The 17,338-nt window shown below is 74.3% G+C and carries 16 protein-coding genes; 13 read left to right on the top strand and 3 right to left on the bottom strand.

Going from position 1 to position 17,338, the window contains the following annotated elements; all coding sequences use genetic code 11:
* The first annotated feature begins 46 nt into the window (after positions 1–46).
* The 4 genes from Q7T67_RS16315 (at position 47) to Q7T67_RS16300 (ending at position 5,427) form a co-directional block, all read left to right on the top strand.
* Positions 47–1,168 carry a hypothetical protein gene (locus Q7T67_RS16315; protein ID WP_304792014.1) on the top strand — a complete coding sequence of 374 codons (1,122 nt, stop codon included), beginning with the start codon at positions 47–49 and terminating at the stop codon, positions 1,166–1,168.
* A 317-nt stretch (positions 1,169–1,485) separates the two neighbouring features.
* Complete coding sequence (locus tag Q7T67_RS16310) at positions 1,486–2,565, top strand: hypothetical protein (protein ID WP_304792011.1); 1,080 nt, start codon at positions 1,486–1,488, stop codon at positions 2,563–2,565.
* A gap of 165 nt (positions 2,566–2,730) precedes the next feature.
* On the top strand, positions 2,731–4,107 hold the full coding sequence (gltX, locus tag Q7T67_RS16305; RefSeq protein WP_304792008.1) for a glutamate--tRNA ligase: 1,377 nt from the start codon (positions 2,731–2,733) through the stop codon (positions 4,105–4,107).
* A 210-nt stretch (positions 4,108–4,317) separates the two neighbouring features.
* Positions 4,318–5,427: an HDOD domain-containing protein gene (locus tag Q7T67_RS16300; RefSeq protein ID WP_304792005.1), complete on the top strand. Its 1,110-nt coding sequence runs from the start codon at positions 4,318–4,320 to the stop codon at positions 5,425–5,427.
* A gap of 128 nt (positions 5,428–5,555) precedes the next feature.
* Here the strand turns inward: Q7T67_RS16300 and Q7T67_RS16295 are convergent, their stop codons facing one another.
* Positions 5,556–5,921 carry a VanZ family protein gene (locus tag Q7T67_RS16295; protein ID WP_304792002.1) on the bottom strand — a complete coding sequence of 122 codons (366 nt, stop codon included), beginning with the start codon at positions 5,919–5,921 and terminating at the stop codon, positions 5,556–5,558.
* Between the two features lie 213 nt (positions 5,922–6,134).
* Between Q7T67_RS16295 and Q7T67_RS16290 the strand changes: the two genes are divergently transcribed.
* From Q7T67_RS16290 to cysE, 3 genes are all read left to right on the top strand, one after another.
* Positions 6,135–6,530 carry an Rrf2 family transcriptional regulator gene (locus tag Q7T67_RS16290; protein ID WP_304791999.1) on the top strand — a complete coding sequence of 132 codons (396 nt, stop codon included), beginning with the start codon at positions 6,135–6,137 and terminating at the stop codon, positions 6,528–6,530.
* A gap of 4 nt (positions 6,531–6,534) precedes the next feature.
* Positions 6,535–7,467: a cysteine synthase A gene (gene cysK / locus Q7T67_RS16285; RefSeq protein ID WP_304791995.1), complete on the top strand. Its 933-nt coding sequence runs from the start codon at positions 6,535–6,537 to the stop codon at positions 7,465–7,467.
* 130 nt (positions 7,468–7,597) lie between these two features.
* A complete protein-coding gene (cysE, locus tag Q7T67_RS16280) occupies positions 7,598–8,359 on the top strand; it encodes a serine O-acetyltransferase (protein WP_304791992.1) in 762 nt (253 codons plus the stop codon).
* A 96-nt stretch (positions 8,360–8,455) separates the two neighbouring features.
* Here cysE and Q7T67_RS16275 read toward each other — a convergent pair whose 3' ends face one another.
* Positions 8,456–9,355, bottom strand: a complete 900-nt coding sequence (locus Q7T67_RS16275; RefSeq protein ID WP_304791989.1) for a queuosine salvage family protein — start codon at positions 9,353–9,355, stop codon at positions 8,456–8,458.
* Positions 9,356–9,560: 205 nt separating this feature from the next.
* Here Q7T67_RS16275 and Q7T67_RS16270 point away from each other — a divergent pair, with 205 nt between their 5' ends.
* The 6 genes from Q7T67_RS16270 to gatB all read left to right on the top strand — a co-directional run bounded on the left by Q7T67_RS16270 (position 9,561) and on the right by gatB (position 16,944).
* Positions 9,561–12,005, top strand: a complete 2,445-nt coding sequence (locus Q7T67_RS16270; protein ID WP_304791986.1) for an ATP-dependent helicase — start codon at positions 9,561–9,563, stop codon at positions 12,003–12,005.
* Between the two features lie 100 nt (positions 12,006–12,105).
* Positions 12,106–12,987: a bifunctional methylenetetrahydrofolate dehydrogenase/methenyltetrahydrofolate cyclohydrolase FolD gene (folD, locus tag Q7T67_RS16265; protein WP_304791983.1), complete on the top strand. Its 882-nt coding sequence runs from the start codon at positions 12,106–12,108 to the stop codon at positions 12,985–12,987.
* A complete protein-coding gene (locus Q7T67_RS16260) occupies positions 12,984–13,565 on the top strand; it encodes a hypothetical protein (protein ID WP_304791980.1) in 582 nt (193 codons plus the stop codon). The genes folD and Q7T67_RS16260 overlap by 4 nt, the downstream gene beginning before the upstream one ends.
* Positions 13,566–13,680: 115 nt before the next feature.
* A complete protein-coding gene (gene gatC, locus Q7T67_RS16255; protein WP_304791978.1) occupies positions 13,681–13,965 on the top strand; it encodes an Asp-tRNA(Asn)/Glu-tRNA(Gln) amidotransferase subunit GatC in 285 nt (94 codons plus the stop codon).
* Position 13,966: 1 nt separating this feature from the next.
* Positions 13,967–15,484: an Asp-tRNA(Asn)/Glu-tRNA(Gln) amidotransferase subunit GatA gene (gatA, locus tag Q7T67_RS16250; RefSeq protein ID WP_304791975.1), complete on the top strand. Its 1,518-nt coding sequence runs from the start codon at positions 13,967–13,969 to the stop codon at positions 15,482–15,484.
* Complete coding sequence (gene gatB / locus Q7T67_RS16245; protein ID WP_304791972.1) at positions 15,481–16,944, top strand: Asp-tRNA(Asn)/Glu-tRNA(Gln) amidotransferase subunit GatB; 1,464 nt, start codon at positions 15,481–15,483, stop codon at positions 16,942–16,944. Before gatA ends, gatB begins: the two co-directional genes overlap by 4 nt.
* Before the next feature lie 103 nt (positions 16,945–17,047).
* On the opposite strand, the gene Q7T67_RS16240 is transcribed toward gatB, so the two are convergent.
* A partial coding sequence (locus Q7T67_RS16240; protein ID WP_304791969.1) for a hypothetical protein occupies positions 17,048–17,338 on the bottom strand: 291 nt, incomplete at its 5' end.

Below are 17,338 nucleotides of genomic sequence, written 5' to 3'. Positions count from 1 at the left end.
ACGGGGGAAGCGGCGTTCCGCCGTCCCCCGTTCCCGGAGCAGTCCCATGGCCCCCACCGCCTTCCGTCATCCCCTCGTCGTCGCCGGTGTCGTCGCCACCCTCGGGGCCGGCGTCATCGCTCCGGCCGCGTCCGCCGCGTCCACGCCGCCCGCGCCCCAGGTCTCCAACCAGCTGCTCGGCGGCCTCCTGGGCGGCCTGCTGGACACCGCGACCGCCCCGCTGGTCAGCGCGGTCACGCCGCTGCTGGACGGCAGCACGGGTGTCCTGCCGGCCGTGCTCCCGGCGGGCACGATCGACAAGCTGACGGACGTCATCACGGGCGCCGTGGACGGCGTCGTCCCCGCGGACGTCACGAAGCTCCTGACCGCCCTGACACCCGCGCAGCTCACCCAGCTCGTCGCCGACCCGACGACGATGGTCCCGCTGCTGACCGGCATCCTGCCGACGCTGACCGGGCTCGCGTCGGGCTCGACCCTCTCCGCGAGCGCGGTCTCCGCCGCGCTGTCGCAGGTCACCGCCGTCCTCGGCGGGGGCGTCCCCTCGTCCGCCACGGCGCTCGCCACGCTGACGAGCGTCGTCGACCAGGTCGCCAAGCTCCTCGGCTACCCGAGCGTCGCCGCCCTGCCGGCGGTCGGTCCGCTGATCGCCGCGCTGGCGACCATCGGCAAGGCGCTGCCGGACGGCGGGACCAAGACGGCCGTCGTCGGGGCGGTCTCGACCGCCGGCACGAGCCTCGGTCTGACGCCGGCGCAGATCGCCTCCGCGCTGGACCTGCTCGGCCTGGGCCGTGCCGTCGCGAAGCCGGCCGCCACCACGCCGGCCCCGACCGCGGCGGCTCCCGCTGCGGCCGCGAAGGTCGCCCGGGCGCGCATCGCCTCGGCCTCCATCAGCAAGAACCGCCGCAAGGTCACCTACCGGGTGACGTGCCCGACCGCCTCGATCGCGGGCTGCCGCATCACCCCGTCCGTGAAGGTCGGCGGCAGGACCGTGAAGGCCAAGAAGGCGACGATCGCCGCCGGGCGCTCGAAGACGTTCCGGGTCGCCGTGCCGGCCTCCGTCGCCAAGAAGGTCCGCAAGGCCGGTGGCAAGGTCGTCCTGCGGCTCAAGACGGCGGGCTCGACCGCCGGCGCCGTCACCAAGACGGTCCGCATCAGCCGCGCCGCGTAGCGGCGCCGCCGCGGCTCTGTCGCCGTCGCCGTCGCCGTCGCGACGGCGACGCCTGCCGGCGTCGCTCCCGACGCCCTGCACCCCAGCGGTTCGCTCTGCAGCTCCGCCGTCCCTCGGGACGGCGGACGTCGTTGCGGCCCGGCGCCGAGGTCCACCGGATGGGACATTCCGGGGGGAGGTGTCCCGTTGAGTGCACACGTGTCGGACATCCGTCGACGCGGAGATGACGAACGTCACCCGAGCCGCCACTCCGCGCCGACGAACCGGGAAAGCGAGCGGCACGCGCGCCGCCGCCACCCACCCAGGAGATCCTCGCCATGCCCCCGTACGTCCTTCGTCACCCCGCCCTCGTCGTCGGCGTCGTCGCCGCCATGGGCGTCGGCACCGTCGCCCCGGCGGTCGCCTCGGCCGCCACGCCGCCGCCCGCCGTCCAGCAGACGCAGGACCTCAGCGGCCTCATCGGCGGGCTGCTCGGCGGGGTCACGAGCACCGTCGGCGGCATCGTCGACCAGCTCGTCGCCGGCACGCTGCCGGGCGTCCTCCCGGCCAACACGATCAGCACCCTGATCAACACCCTCGTCGGGGCGCCCGTCACCGCGGTGACCGAGATCCTCGACCTGCTGTCGCCCGACCAGATCCTCCAGATCGTCTCCAAGGGCCCGGTCGCCGCCACCACGCAGCTGCTGCAGGGCGTCCTCGCGAGCGTCACGAAGCTGACCACGACGCTCGCCGCCGGCACGGCGCAGCTGCCGCTCGTCGGCGACACCTTCGACCGCCTCACCGCCGTCCTCGCCGGCGGCATCCCGACCGCCGCGGACGCGCTGAAGACCTTCACGGCGATCCTCGATCAGGTCACGACGCAGCTCGGCCTGCCGAAGGTCGCCGACCTGCCTGCGGTCGGACCGCTCCTGCAGAAGCTCGTCGCGCTCGTCGGCCAGGTCAGCGATCCGGCCGCCGTCGCCGCGATCACCCGCACCCTGACCGCCGCCGCCAAGGCCTACGGCATCGACCCGGCCGCCGCCCTGGCCGCGCTCGGCACGGCCGGTACGGCCGTCGCCGCCGCCCCGGCCGCCGCGGTCACGGTCGCCCGCGCCCGCCTCAACGCGGCCTCCGTCGGCGCGACGCGTCGCACGGTCAAGCTGCGGGTGATCTGCCCGACGACCGCTCCGGCCACCGGGTGCGTCGTCAGCCCGTCGTTCAAGCTCGGCTCGACGTCCGCCAAGCTCGGCCGCTCGGTGACGGTCGCCCGCGGCACCACGCGCTCCATCACGGCGGCGCTGCCCTCCTCCGTCGCCAAGAAGCTCCGCAAGGCCGGCGGCAAGCTGGTCGTCACCATGAAGACCACCGGCGCGACCGCCGGTGCCGTGAAGAAGACGCTGACGGTCCCCGCCGGCTGATCGCCGTCGGCGTCCGGGGCCCGACGGCTCCGGACGCCGACCCCGGGTGTCCCGAGGGGCCCGCGTCCGCCCGGACCGGGCCCCTCGGTCGTCGACGGTCGCGATCGCGGTCCGGTGCCGCGAGGTCGCAGCGGCCCGGATGCGCGCTGCCCTAGCCTCCCGCCCATGCGCGTCCGCTTCGCTCCGTCACCGACCGGCCTCCTGCACGTCGGGGGCGCCCGCGCCGCGCTCTACAACTGGCTGCTGGCCCGCGGTTCGGGCGGCGAGTTCCTGCTCCGCATCGAGGACACAGACCGCGAGCGGTCGACCCCCGAGAACATCGAGCAGATCCTCGACGCGCTCCGGTGGCTCGGCCTGGACTGGGACGGCGAGCCGATCCTCCAGACCACCCACGAGGAGCGCCATCGCGCCGTGGTGCAGCAGCTCCTCGCCGAGGACAGGGCGTACCGCTCGACGGCCACGGCCGACGACGTCCGGGCCTACAAGGCGGAGCACGGCGCCGACAAGGGCTTCCGCGGGGGCGATCACCCGACCCGCAGCCACGACCCCGAGGTCGGCGCGGTCCGCCTGCGGGTGCCCGAGGGGCAGACCGTCGTCCGCGACCTGATCCGCGGCGACACGACCTTCCAGAACGTCCACCAGGACGATCCGGTCGTCGCCCGCGCCGACGGCAGCCCGCTCTACAACCTGGCCGTCGCGATCGACGACCTCGACGCGGGCATCACCCACGTCATCCGTGGGGAGGACCACCTCTCCAACACCCCGAAGCAGCTCCTCGTCCTGCAGGCGATGGGCGCCGAGTCGCCGGTCTACGCCCACCTGCCGCTGCTCCACGGCCCCGACGGGAAGAAGCTCTCCAAGCGCCACGGCGCCGCGTCGGTGCAGGAGCTCCGCGACGCCGGCTACCTGCCCGACGCCGTGGTCAACTACCTCGCGCTCCTGGGCTGGGGCGACGCCGACGACGAGACCGTCATCTCCCGCGAGGAGCTGGTCAGGCGGTTCGACATCGCCCGCGTCTCAAAGAACCCCGCGCGGTTCGACGAGCAGAAGCTGAAGTGGCTCAACGGCAAGTACCTCCGGGGCCAGGGCGTCGACGGGCTCACCGCGACGATCCGCGGGCACCTCGACGCGACCGGCCACGGCGAGGCGATCGCCGGCCGCGACGAGCTGCTGCGGACGGCGGTCGAGATCAGCCAGGAGAAGATCTCCACGGTCGACGACTTCTGGGCCCTCGCCGGCTTCCTCTTCACGGGCCCGGTGGACGACGAGAAGGCCCGCGCGAAGTGGCTCGACGAGGGTCACCGCGAGCACCTCGCCGCGGTCCGCGGGACGCTCGCCGGACTCGACCCGTTCACGACGGAGAGCGTCGACGCGGCGCTGCGCGCCCTCGTCGGCGAGCGCGGCGTGAAGGCCAAGGACGTCTTCCAGCCGTTGCGGGTCGCCCTGGCGGGCACCGCGGTCTCGCCCGGCGTCTTCGAGTCCGCGGCCGCGCTGGGTCGGGACGAGACGCTGGCCCGGGTCGACGCGGCGCTGGCCGCCTGACCCGGCGGTCCGCACTAGCACCGTCGGCCGCTCGCGGCCACCCCGGACGGCGTACATCAGTCGTCCGTCTACCGGTTTCGTCCAGGTCGTCCAGGGTTCGTCGATCTCCGGCTCCCCATCTGCACGAAAATCGATACCGAAGAGGACTCAAGTTCTAGGGTTTCGTCGCCGATACGTCCAGGGAGGCCCTGGACTCCTCGCCTGACCCTTATGACGAACTCCGCCGCATCGACCTTCACCGCCAACGACAAGGCGGCGCCTTCAGGGGCGCGAGCCACGTCCTCGTCCGTGCCGACCCGGCCGAACGAGCAGCACGGCCGGCGTCTGACCGCGGCGTTCGAGGCGCTCGAGGGCTTCCCGGCCCTGGCCGAGTCCCAGACGCGGCTGATCGCGGCACTGGACGCCGACCCGATCGACCCCTCGGCGATCGTCGCGGCGCTCGAGACCGACCTGGGCCTGGGCCTCGGCGTCCTGCGCGTCGCCAACCGCCTCGACACCGCCTCGGCCGGCCGGATCTCCTCCATCGCCGCGGCGATCGAGGTCGTCACGCCGCCGTCGCTGCGCGTCCTCGCCGAGCGCACCCGCACCGTCGACTACTTCGACCGCGCAGGCTCGTGGGGCCGCGAGGCCGACGCCCACCGTCGCCACGTCGCCGCGGTGCAGACCGCGATCCACCGGATCGGCGCGATCCTGGGCGACGTCGACGTCGAGACGCTCTCCTCCGCCGCCCTGCTCCACGACGTCGGCAAGCTCGTCCTCCTGCACGCCCACGCCGGCTACCCCGAGAAGGTGCTGCCCCGCGACGCCACGCCCGAGGAGCGGATCGTCGCCGAGCGCCGCGAGCTCGGCGTGGACCACGCCCTCGTCGGCGGCGTCCTCGTCCGTCGCTGGGGCCTCCCGCGCGAGCTCGCCCGCCTCGTCGAGCGCCATCACGCCGACGACGTCGACCGCGACGTCGCCACGCTGCGCCTGGCCGACCTGATCGCGCACCACGGCCACGGCGACGAGGTCTCCCCGCAGGCGCTGATGCGCGTCGCCCGCTCCATGGGCATCGAGGCCCCGCAGCTCCGCGGGCTCCTCTACGACCAGGCGGTGCCGACCCAGCGCCGCGCCCGCAGCGCGGCCCCGTGCCCGCTGTCGGGTCGCGAGATGGAGGTCCTCCGTCGCCTCGCCGCCGGCCGCGTCTACAAGCAGATCGCCGGCGAGCTGGGCCTGTCGACGAGCACCGTCCGCACCCACCTGCACAACATCTACGGCAAGCTCGGCGCCGTCGATCGCGCGCAGGCCGTGCTGATCGCCGTCGAGCGCGGCTGGCTCTAGGCCCCGCACGACACCCTGCCGCCCCCGGCGGCCGCCGTCACGGGCCGGGTCCTCCCGGCCCGTCGTCGTTCCCGGGGGCCGGTGTCCGGACCGGGACCGCGCGGAGGGAGCGGTCGCGCGGCGACCGGTCAGGTGGCGCGGGCGCGGGACCGCGGGCGCACGCCGAGTCGTGCGCCGAGAGGCGTGAGGCGCAGCAGCAGCACGGCCAGCACGATCCCGATCGCGTCGATCGCCACGTCGCGGGGCGAGCCGACCCGCCCCTGCACGAAGTGCTGGTGCCGCTCGTCGATGGCCGCCCACGCCAGGGCGACCGCGGCGGCGGCGAGCAGCACCCGACCCTCGCGGGCGCGCGGCAGCAGACCCGCCAGCGCCCGCGCCCAGAGGACCGTCAGCAGCGCGAACTCGGTGACGTGGGCCGCCTTGCGCAGCACGAAGTCCTGCTTCAGCCCCGAGGACAGGTCGGGCTGGGCGCTCAGGAACCAGACCAGGCCCATGAGCGCGAGCGGGGGGAGGAGGAGCGACGCCAGGCGTCCCGCGGACGGGCGTGCGCGGGGCGCGGAGCCGTCACGCCGAGGGTCGTGCGGAGGGATACCCGTGGTTCCGACCGGGTTTCCGGGGATGCGCGTCGCCTGCGGTCCGCCGCCTCCCATATGCTCGAACTCTAGGGAGGGCTCCTCGTACGTCGTCACGAGGGCCACCAGTCTCCGATGATCTCCATCACCGCAAAATCCCCCTACGCCGTCCAGGCGCTGACCGAGCTCGGTCGCGCGGGCGGCGTGACCACCCCGGTCCCGGTGGCGGAGCTCGCCCGTCGCCGCGAGATCCCCGGGCAGTTCCTGGAGCAGCTCTTCGCGACGCTCCGGCGCGCCGGCCTGCTGCGCTCGCAGCGCGGCGTCCACGGCGGCTACGTCCTGACGCGCGACGCGCGCGAGATCACCGTGCTCGAGGTCGTCGAGATGCTCGACGGCCCGCTCGGCCAGGACTCCACGGGCGTCTTCGCCGAGGTCGCGGAGGCCGCGCGCGCCGTGCTGGCCGGCACGACGATCCAGGACGTCATCGATCGCGAGGCCCGGGAACAGGGCCAGACGATGTACTGGATCTGATCGCGTGGCCGACGAGATCACCGACATCACGGGCCTGATCGGCAACACGCCGATGGTCCGCCTCGCGCCGATGGAGCCTGCCGGCTCCGGCGTCGAGCTCTACGGCAAGCTCGAGCAGTACAACCCGGGCGGGTCGGTCAAGGACCGCATCGCCCTGGCGATGGTCCTGGCGGCGGAGAAGGAGGGGCGGATCGCCCCGGGCCGCACGACGATCATCGAGGCCACCTCCGGCAACACCGGCATCGGCCTGGCGTTCGTCGCGGCGGCGCGCGGCTACGAGCTCACGATCTGCCTGCCGCAGGGCATGAGCCGCGAGCGCGAGACGCTCCTGCGGCTGTTCGGCGCGAAGGTCGAGGTCGTCGAGTCCATGGGCGGCATGACGGAGGCCGTCGACCAGGCCCGGCGCCTCGCCGAGGCCGACGACGCCTGGATGCCCGACCAGTTCGCCAACCCGGCCAACCCGGCGGCCCACCGCAAGACCACGGGCCCCGAGCTCCTGCAGGCGATGGACCACCGGGTCGACGTCTTCGTCGCCGGCATCGGCACGGGCGGCACCATCTCCGGCGTCGGCCACGTGCTGAAGGCCCACGACGAGAAGACCCTCGTGGTCGGCGTCGAGCCCGCGTCCTCGGCCGTCCTGTCGGGCAACGCGCCCGGTCCGCACCGCATCCAGGGCATCGGGGCGGGGTTCGTCCCGCCGGTGCTCGACCGCCGGGTCGTCGACGAGATCATCCCGATCACCGACGAGGACGCGATCGACACCGCGTGGATGGTCTCCAAGCGCTGCGGCGTGCTCGCCGGGCTGTCGTGCGGCGCCGCGATCCACGGCGCGGTGCAGGTGGCCAAGCGCCCCGAGTCCCAGGGCAAGCGGATCGCCGTGATCCTGCCCGACAGCGGCGAGCGCTACGCGAGCATGCCGTTCTTCCAGCCGCGGTGAGCGTCCTCGCCGCGCCGGACGTGGCGGCGCCGCCCGCGGAACCCGGGCGGGCGCCGGCACCCCACCGTCGGGCGGTCGGGACGCCGGTTCCCGCGGTCCGGGCGTCGCGGCTCGCTAGCCTCTCCTGACCGTGTTCGGCCTCCGTTCCATCGCGCGCGTCGGCGCCGAGCTCCGCCGCGACGTCCGCGTCGCCCACGAGCGCGACCCCGCCGCCCGCGGCGTCGGCACGTTCGAGATCCTCGCCACGTGGCCGGGCGTGCAGGCGCTGCTCGTCCACCGCGTCAGCCACGGGCTGCAGCAGCGCGGGGTGCCGGTCGTGCCACGGCTGCTCGCCCACGCGTCCCGGACCCTCACGGGCATCGAGATCCACCCCGCCGCCGTCATCGGCAACGGCTGCTTCATCGACCACGGCGCCGGCGTCGTGATCGGGGAGACCGCGCGGATCGGGGACGACGTCACGCTCTACCAGGGCGTCACCCTCGGCGGCACCGGCTTCCAGATCGGCAAGCGCCATCCGACGGTCGGCGACCGCGTGACGATCGGCTCCGGCGCCAAGCTGCTGGGCCCGATCACGGTCGAGGACGATGCGAAGGTCGGCGCCAACAGCGTCGTCATCACGGACGTTCCGCGGAACAGCACCGTGGTCGGCAACCCCGGCCACCCGGTGCGGATCGACGGCCGCAAGGTCGAGGGCCCCGACGCCGACTGGATCCACCTGCCGGACCCGATTGCCGACGCGATGAGCGCCCTGGGCCGCCGGATCGCGGAGCTCGAGACGCAGGTGCGGGCCCTGGGTGGCACCCCGACGCCCGGCTCGCCCGAGCAGGACCCGGAGCTCGCACAGATCCACGAGCTGCGTCCGAAGCACGGCCGCAGCCCCGCCGGCGGCTGAGCGACGCCCCCGGGGCCCGCGCTCCTCGACGGGTGGATCGTGCCCCGCCGAAGGTCGATGCGGCCGGGCCCGCGACGCACGGGCCGGGGCCCGCTGTCAGTAGAAGACGGTGCGGCAGCGATGCCGGGGGTGGGCCTTGACCTCGGGGCGCTGGCCCGCGTGCCAGAGCCAGCCGTCGAGGTGGCGCGTGGCGATGCCCGTGCGGGCGCTCAGGAGCTCGACCGCGTGCAGGGCGACGCAGCGGATCTCGTGCTCGGCGCGGTGCATCGGCAGCGAGACGCCGGCGTCGATGGTCGCCGCGAGCTCGTCGGTGTAGACGAGCACGCCGGACCAGCGCAGGACGTGGGGGACGAGGTTGTCCGCGAACATCGTGAGGGCGTCCAGGTCGCGTGGCTCCGCCAGGCCGAAGTGCTCGAGGTCCGCCCCGAGGATCTGGGCCCGCTTGTAGAGCCCGTGATCGCGGTAGAACGGCATCCCCGCGACGAGCTGCTCGGCGAGCCCCACGGCGGAGTCGGCCGAGGCGTCGAGCACGTCGACCGCCCTGCGCTGGCCGAGCCAGGCACCGAGATCGCGCAGCGCCTGGGCGTAGAGCGCCATCAGGTGGTGCCCGGGCGCCTGGCCCAGGACCTCGGCGACGTCCCCTGCGGTCAGGCCGCGCAGATCGGGCGCCGACCACGCTCCGTGGTCGCGCCACTGGTCCGCCAGACCCCAGGCGACCGTCCAGTAGCCGCTGGAGTGCGGGCGCTTGGTCAGCGTCGGGAACCAGCCCGAGCCGAAGTTCACGGCGTTGAGCGCGAGGACGTAGGCGGCGACCTCGCCGCGGTCGTCGCCGTGGAAGTGCCGGACCTCGTCGCGCTCGGGCGGGTCGGTCGCCGCCGTGGCGTCCATCGCCCCGAGGGCGTCGTGGTCGATCGTCACGAACCGGGCCCCGGCGGCGACGTCCGCGGCGTGGGCGCGGACGCGGTCGGGGAGGGACTGGCGTCCGGCGGCCGTCATGGGCGCCACCGTACCGACCCCCTCCCGTGCGTCGCGACGCCGATCGTCCCGGGGCGGAGACCCCTGCCGGGCCGCCGCCGGGGTCCCCGAGGTCGTCGGGTCGCTCCGATGCGCCCGGGTCGGTCCCCGGCCGGGAACCGCCTGCACCCGGACCCGCGGCCCGCCGGGGACCGGGGTGGTCCGGGTCGGTGCCTATCCTCGATATGTGAACTCGGTGAACGCGTACGCGGAAGAACTGCTCGAGGGGCTGAACGAGCCGCAGCGTCGCGCCGTGCAGCACCCGGGCGGTCCGCTGCTGGTGATCGCCGGTGCCGGATCGGGCAAGACGCGCGTCCTGACGCACCGCGTGGCCTACCTCGTCCGGACCGGCGAGTGCGGGCTGGGCGAGATCCTCGCCGTGACGTTCACGAACAAGGCGGCCGCCGAGCTGCGCCACCGGGTCGGCGACCTGCTGGGCCGCTCCACCCGCGGGCTGTGGGTCGCGACGTTCCACTCCGCCTGCGCACGGATCCTGCGGGTGGAGGCCGAGAAGCTCGGCTACAGCCGCACGTTCACGATCTACGACTCCGACGACTCCAAGCGGCTGGTCAAGCGCTGCCTCGAGGCCGAGGGCGCGGACACGAAGCGCTTCACGCCCAACGCGGTCCGCAACCAGATCTCGGACCACAAGAACCGGCTGCGCAGCGTGCAGCAGGCCCAGGACCTGGCCGCGGGGCACTACGACCGCACGGTCGCCGACGCCTACGCGGCGTACCAGAAGCAGCTCGTCGCCAACAACGCGATGGACTTCGACGACCTCATGGCCCGGACGGTCGACCTGTTCGAGCGCTACCCCGACGTCCGCGAGCGGTACCGGCGTGCGTTCAAGCACGTGCTCGTCGACGAGTACCAGGACACCAACCCGGCGCAGTACCGCTTCCTGCAGCTGCTCTGCATGGACGACCCGATGCACCAGGCGGGGCCGTCGGGCGGAGGCGCCGGACGGGACGCGCTCGGCGCCGGCGAGGACACGGACGCCCTGACCGCGCCGCTGGCCGGCGAGGAGCCCGGCCACCGCAACCTCATGGTCGTCGGCGACGACGCGCAGTCGATCTACGGCTTCCGCTCGGCCGACATCCGCAACATCCTCGACTTCGAGGACGACTTCCCCGACGCCGAGGTCATCAAGCTCGAGCAGAACTACCGCTCGACGCAGCACATCCTCGACGCCGCCAACGGGCTGATCGAGCACAACAGCAACCAGCGCGAGAAGCACCTCTTCACGGACGAGGGCACCGGCGACGAGGTTCGCGTCCGCGCGCTGCAGGACGACCACGCCGAGGCGCGCTGGGTCGTGTCCGAGGTCGAGCGGCTGGCGGGGGAGGGGGTCGCGCTGGGCGACATGGCCGTCCTCTACCGGACCAACGCGCTGTCCCGCGCGATCGAGACGTCGCTGACGCAGGCCGAGCTCGACTACCAGGTGATCGGCGGCGTCCGGTTCTTCGACCGCGCCGAGGTCAAGGACGCGCTGTCGTACCTCGCGTGGCTGCACAACCCCGCCAACACCGTCGCGTTCGCGCGCGTCGTCAACCGGCCCCGGCGCGGCATCGGGGACACGTCCGTCGGGCGCATGCTCAGCCACGCGGCGTCGACCGGAGTCACGCCGCTCGAGGTCATCGCCGACCCTGCCGCGGCAGGCCTGAAGACCGCCGCGGTGCGGGCGGTCGGCGTCTTCGCCGGCCAGATCGAGGAGCTCCGCGAGCGGCTGTTCGGCGGGCCCGACGAGGTCGACGCGCCGAGCGGCGACGACCTGTCCATCGCCGACCTCGTCGAGGACGTCCTGCGGATCACCGGGTACCGCGCCGAGCTCGAGGCGTCCGAGGACCCGCAGGACGAGGGGCGCCTGGAGAACCTCGACCAGCTGCACGCCTACGCCGAGGAGTTCGACAGCGCCGAGTCCACCCCGGAGGACGACGCGTTCCACGCCCTGGACCGCTTCCTCCAGCAGACGGCGCTGCTGTCGGACGCCGATTCCAAGGCGGACGGGCCGGACGGGCAGGTCACCCTGATGACGCTGCACAACGCGAAGGGCCTGGAGTACGACGCGGTCTTCCTCGTCGGCCTGGAGGACGGGATCTTCCCGCACTCGCGGGCCATCGACTCCGGCGAGCTCGAGGAGGAGCGGCGCCTGGCGTACGTCGGCATCACCCGGGCCCGGCGGCACCTGTCGATCACCTGGGCGCGGCGCCGGGCGATGTACGGCCCGCCGCAGTCGCAGGTCCCCAGCCGCTTCCTCCGCGAGCTGCCCCACGACGCGCTCGACGACGCCTCGCCCGAGGCGATGACCGGCCAGCCGTCGTTCGGGGGCTCGGAGCGCGGCCGTCGGGACTTCAGCCAGATCGGGCGGATCGGCCGAGGCGGCGGCCCGTCGCGGCCGGGCGGTCCGCCGCGCGACCTCTCCGCGCTCGGTCTCAAGCGCGGCAGCGACCTCGTCTCGAGCAAGGCCGACGCCGAGCCGACCCCGACCTGGGAGCCGGGCCAGCGGGTCCGGCACGTCAAGTTCGACGCGGGCGAGATCGTCCGGATGGACGGCGACGTGGTCGTCGTGCGGTTCGACGAGGCGGGGGAGAAGCGCCTGATCGCGGGCTTCGCCCGCCTCGAGGCCCTCTAGGAGGAGGAGCGGGCCCCGCCCCGAGCGACGCGGGCCGGACCGCGTCGGACCGCGGCGCGGCTCGGGGCACCCGCAGGGGCCACCGGCTAGCCTGCTCGACGTGAGCGCCACGGTCATCGACGGCAAGCAGGTCGCGGCGCAGCTGCGCGCGGAGGTCGCCGGCGAGGTCGAGACCTTCGTCGCCGAGCACGGTCGGCCCCCGGGTCTCGCGACGATCCTCGTCGGTGAGGACGCCGCCAGCGCCGTCTACGTCGGCGGCAAGCAACGCGCGTGCACGGAGGTCGGGATCCGCGGCTTCGACCACCGCCTCGCCGCGGACGCCCCGCGTGAGGAGGTCGTCGCGCTGATCGAGCGCCTCAACGCCGACCCCGAGGTCTCGGGCATCCTCTGCCAGCTGCCCGTGCCGGGGCACCTCGACGGCGTCGAGCTGACGAACCTCATCGCCCCGGAGAAGGACGTCGACGGGCTGACCGTCGCCTCCGCCGGCCGCCTGGCACTGGGGCTGCCCGGCCTGCGGCCCTGCACCCCGTCCGGCGTCATGCGGCTGCTCGCGCACGCCGGCACCGAGCTGTCGGGCGCGCGCGCCGTCGTCATCGGCCGCTCCAACCTGTTCGGCAAGCCCATGGCCCAGCTGCTCCTGCAGGCGAACGCCACGGTGACGATCGCGCACTCGCGCACCACCGACCTCGCCGGGGTCTGCGCGGAGGCCGACGTCCTCGTCGCCGCCGTCGGTCGCCCCGAGATGGTCCGCGCGGAGTGGATCAAGGACGGTGCCGTCGTCATCGACGTCGGCATCAACCGCCGCGACCCCGCCCCGACGGACGGCTCCTCCGCCCTCGTCGGCGACGTCCACTTCGAGGAGGCCGTGCAGCGTGCCGCCGCCGTCACGCCGGTGCCGGGCGGCGTCGGGCCGACGACCATCGCCGAGCTGCTGGCCAACACGCTGCAGGCCGCCCGCATCCAGGCCGGGGGCGCCGCATGATCCTCGGTCGCATCCGCCGGGGCGAGCAGCTGGTCCTGATCGCCCTGGTCCTCCTGCTCGTCGCGCTCTCGGTCCGCTGGTTCGACGTCCTGGTCCCGTCCGCGGGGTCGGGCGACGACGTCCGCGTCGGTGCCGGCTCGGGTTGGTCGACCCTCGGCCACCCCTGGATCGAGCTGCTCGTCCTCGTCGCCCTCTCCTGGGGCGCCGTCCTCGTCCAGGCCGTGCGCTCGGGCGCCGGACGCCCGTCCTACGGGGCGATGGTCACGATCGTGCTGGCCGTCCCGCTGACCGCCCTGGTGCTCTTCCTGACGCTCCTGCGCGCACTGGTCTTCCGCCCCGACGGCCTGGACCTCATGGCGTCGGTCACCTTCATCGTCGGCACCGAGGACGACGTGTTCGGGAACACGGCGCTGGCCGCCGGCGGCTGGCTCGGTCTCGTCGCGCTGCTGGTCGGCCTCGCCGGCGCGTGGCTGGCGATGGCCGACGACCGCACCCGCGCGGCCGAGAGCACCGCCCAGCCCGCGGTGGCGGTCAGCCCCGTGCCGGAGCTGCGGTCCGAGCCGCCCGCGACGGTCTGAGCGACCGGGCGCGGCCGACGGCCCGCCGGTCGCGGCGGCCTCCGGCCCCGCGGTGAGCCGTCCCGGCGCACCCGACGGGCCGACCGGTCGCGCCCGTCTCTAGGATCGGACGCGCATGATCGACCGCGACACCGTCCTCCACGTCGCCACGCTCTCCCGGTTGGAGTTGCACGACGACGAGATCGAGCCGATGGCGCGGGAGCTCTCCGCCGTCCTCGGCCACCTCGAGACCATCGGCGAGCTCGACCTCGACGGCGTCGAGCCGACCACCGGCGTCCTCGAGGACCGCAGCCCGCTGCGCGCCGACGAGCCGACCCGGTCCCTCCCGCGCGAGGTGGCGCTCGACCAGGCGCCCGACGCCTCCGACGACGGCTTCCGCGTCCCGAGCCCCCAGGCCTGACATGACCGACCCGATCTCCCTCTCCGTCATCGACGCCGCCTCGGCCCTGCGCCGCGGCGACCTCTCGCAGGACGAGCTCTTCACGGCGTACCGCGACCGCGCGGCCGCGGACGACACCAACAGCTTCACCTGGCTGGCCGACGACCTGCGGGCGGGCCTCGGCGACCGCGACCGGGCGCCCGGCACCGACCGGCCGCTCGCCGGCGTCCCGCTGGCGGTCAAGGACCTCTTCTGCGTCACCGGCGTCCCGACCGCGTCGGCGTCGGAGCTGCTGCGCGGGTACCGCCCGCCCTACACCGCCACCGCGATCGACCGCCTGCAGCACGAGGGCGCGACGATCCTCGGCAAGACCAACCAGGACGAGTTCGCGATGGGCTCGTCGAACGAGAACTCCGCGTTCGGCCCGGTCCTGAACCCGTGGGACCGCACGAAGGTCCCGGGCGGCTCGTCCGGTGGCTCCGCCGCCGCGGTGGCCGCCGGCCTGGCGCCCGCCGCCATCGGCACCGACACCGGCGGCTCCGTCCGTCAGCCCGCCGCCCTCTGCGGCGTGGTCGGGCTCAAGCCCACCTACGGCACCGTCTCCCGCTACGGGATGATCGCCTTCGCCTCGTCGCTGGACCAGGCCGGTCCGATCACCCGCACCGTCGCGGACGCCGCGGTCCTGTTCCGCGCCATGACCGGCCCGGCGGACCGCAACGACATGACGTCGATCGGCTGGGCCGGGCAGGCCGCGGGGATCGAGGTCCCCAGTGCCGAGCGGCTCGACGGCGTGCGCATCGGCGTGCCGACCGCCCTGCTGGGCGAGGGCGTCGAGCCCGGCGTCCGGGCGGCCTTCGACGCCGCCCTGAGGACCGCCGAGGGGCTCGGCGCGACGGTCGTCGAGGTGGAGCTGCCCCACGCCCGCCACGCCCTGGCGGCGTACTACCTGCTCGCGCCGGCCGAGGCGTCCTCCAACCTGGCCCGCTTCGACGGCGTCCGCTACGGCAACCGCGCCGACATCGGCGACGGCGGCCTCGTCGAGCTGTACACGAAGACCCGTCACGACGGCTTCGGCGCCGAGGTCAAGCGTCGCATCATGCTCGGCACCTACGCGCTGTCCAGCGGCTTCTACGACGCGTACTACCGCCGCGCGCAGCAGGTCCGCACGAAGATCGTCGAGGACTTCCGCGCGGTGCACGAGCAGGTCGACCTGCTCGCCACGCCGACGAGCCCGACCGTCGCGTGGGGCCTCGGCGAGCGCACGGACGACCCGGTCGCGATGTACCAGGCCGACGTCACGACCCTGCCGCAGTCGCTGGCGGGCGTGCCGGCGATCTCGATCCCCTGCGGCCTCTCCGAGGGACTGCCCGTCGGGCTGCAGCTGTCGGGTGCGGCGTTCTCCGAGCAGCGGATCCTCGACGCGGCGCACGCGCTGGAGCAGACCCTCGGCTTCGACGTCACGGCGGCGTGGATGCCCGCCCCGCCCGCCTCCCGACCCGCGCCCTCGGCGTCGGCCTCGACCGGGAAGGACGCCGCATGACCGCCTACGAGACCGTCATCGGCCTGGAGATCCACGTCCAGCTCGCCACCCGCACGAAGATGTTCTGCGGCTGCGAGCTCGTCTTCGGCGACCCGCCGAACACCCACACCTGCCCGGTCTGCCTGGGCATGCCCGGGACGCTGCCGGTGGTCAACGCCGAGGCGATCCGCCTGGGCCTGATGATCGGCGCCGCGTTCGGCGGGGTGCTGGCCGAGCGCCTGGTCTTCCACCGCAAGTCCTACTTCTATCCCGACCTGCCGAAGGGGTACCAGATCAGCCAGTTCGACGAACCGCTGGTCGCGGGCGGTCGGCTGGGCGACGTCGGGCTCGAGCGGGTCCACGTCGAGGAGGACGCGGCCAAGCTCACGCACGCCGGTGCCTCCGGCCGCATCGGCGGGTCGACGAGCTCCGTCGTGGACTACAACCGCGGCGGGACGCCGCTGGCCGAGATCGTCACGCTGCCGGAGATCCGCTCCGCCGAGCAGGCCTCGAGCTGGCTGCGGCTGCTGCGAGAGACGCTCCGCCAGCTCGGGGTCTCCGACGTGAACATGGAGGAGGGGTCGCTGCGCTGCGACGCCAACATCTCCATCCGCCCCGTCGGCGACACCGAGCTCGGCACCAAGACCGAGCTGAAGAACATGAACTCGTTCCGGTTCATCGAGCAGGGCATCAACGCCGAGGTCGCCCGCCAGACCGCGCTGGTGGAGGCCGGCGAGCGGGTCCAGCAGGAGACGCTGCACTTCGACCCGCGCACCGGCTCGATCACGTCGCTGCGGTCCAAGGAGGGCTCGCACGACTACCGCTACTTCCCCGAGCCCGACATGCCGCCCGTCGCGGTCCCGGACGAGCTCCTGCAGTCCGCGCTGGCCGCCGTGCCGGAGCTGCCGCTGGAGCGCGCGGAGCGCTTCCGCACCGAGCTGGGCCTGCACGAGGAGTCCGCTCGCCTCCTCGCCTTCCGCCGCGCGCTCGGTGACTACTTCGAGGAGACGCTCGGCGCCGGCGGGGCCTCCGCCGACAAGCAGCAGGTCGCCAACTGGATCGGCAACGACCTGGTGCGGCGCCTGGAGGCGCAGCGCAAGGACGACGAGGCGGGCGAGACCGACACCGATCCCGCCCAGTCCAAGGTCAGCCCGGCCGCGCTGGCCGAGCTCGTCGCCCTCGTCGTCGACAAGAAGATCAACCGCAAGGCCGGCGAGCAGGTCCTCGACGTGCTCGTCGCCGAGGGCGGCCGCCCGCAGGACGTCGTCGAGGCGAAGGGTCTGGCGGCCGTCGGCGGCGCGGACGAGCTGCGCCCGGTGGTGCAGGCCGCGCTGGACGCCAACCCCGACGTCGTCGAGAAGCTGCGGACCGGCAACATGAAGCCGATCGGCGCGATCGTCGGCGCCGTGATGAAGGAGACCAAGGGCCGCGCGGACGGCGGCGAGGTCACCCGCATCACGCGCGAGATCCTCGGCCTCTAGAGGAGAGCACGCGGGCCCCGCCCCGAGCGTCTCGGGGCAGACCGCGTCGGACTGCGGCGCGGCCCGGGGCACTCGCGGAGGACTCGGCGGGCCGGCGGCGCGGTCAGGCGACGCCCGGGGCGATCGGCGGCGCTCGCAGGCCCTCGCCGGGGGTGCCCTCGCCCGGTGCGCAGACCATCAGGGCGCGCCGGAGCGCGTTCGACAGCCGGCCGTCCACCGCGTCGCGGTAGCGGACGGCGGCGCCGAGGTCGCCCGGTGCGGCGACCACCGCGGCCCGGCGCGCGAGCAGCTCCGACGCCGACGGTGCGACGCCGCGGAGGATCGGGCCGCACGTGCCCGAGGACGTCGCGGCGGCCGTCGTCGCGGCACGGCCTAGCGCGGCGGCCGCCGCGGC

The sequence above is a fragment of the Patulibacter sp. genome (assembly GCF_030655195.1).
Lineage (GTDB): Bacteria > Actinomycetota > Thermoleophilia > Solirubrobacterales > Solirubrobacteraceae > Patulibacter.
This window is presented reverse-complemented; position numbering and strand designations above follow the sequence as displayed.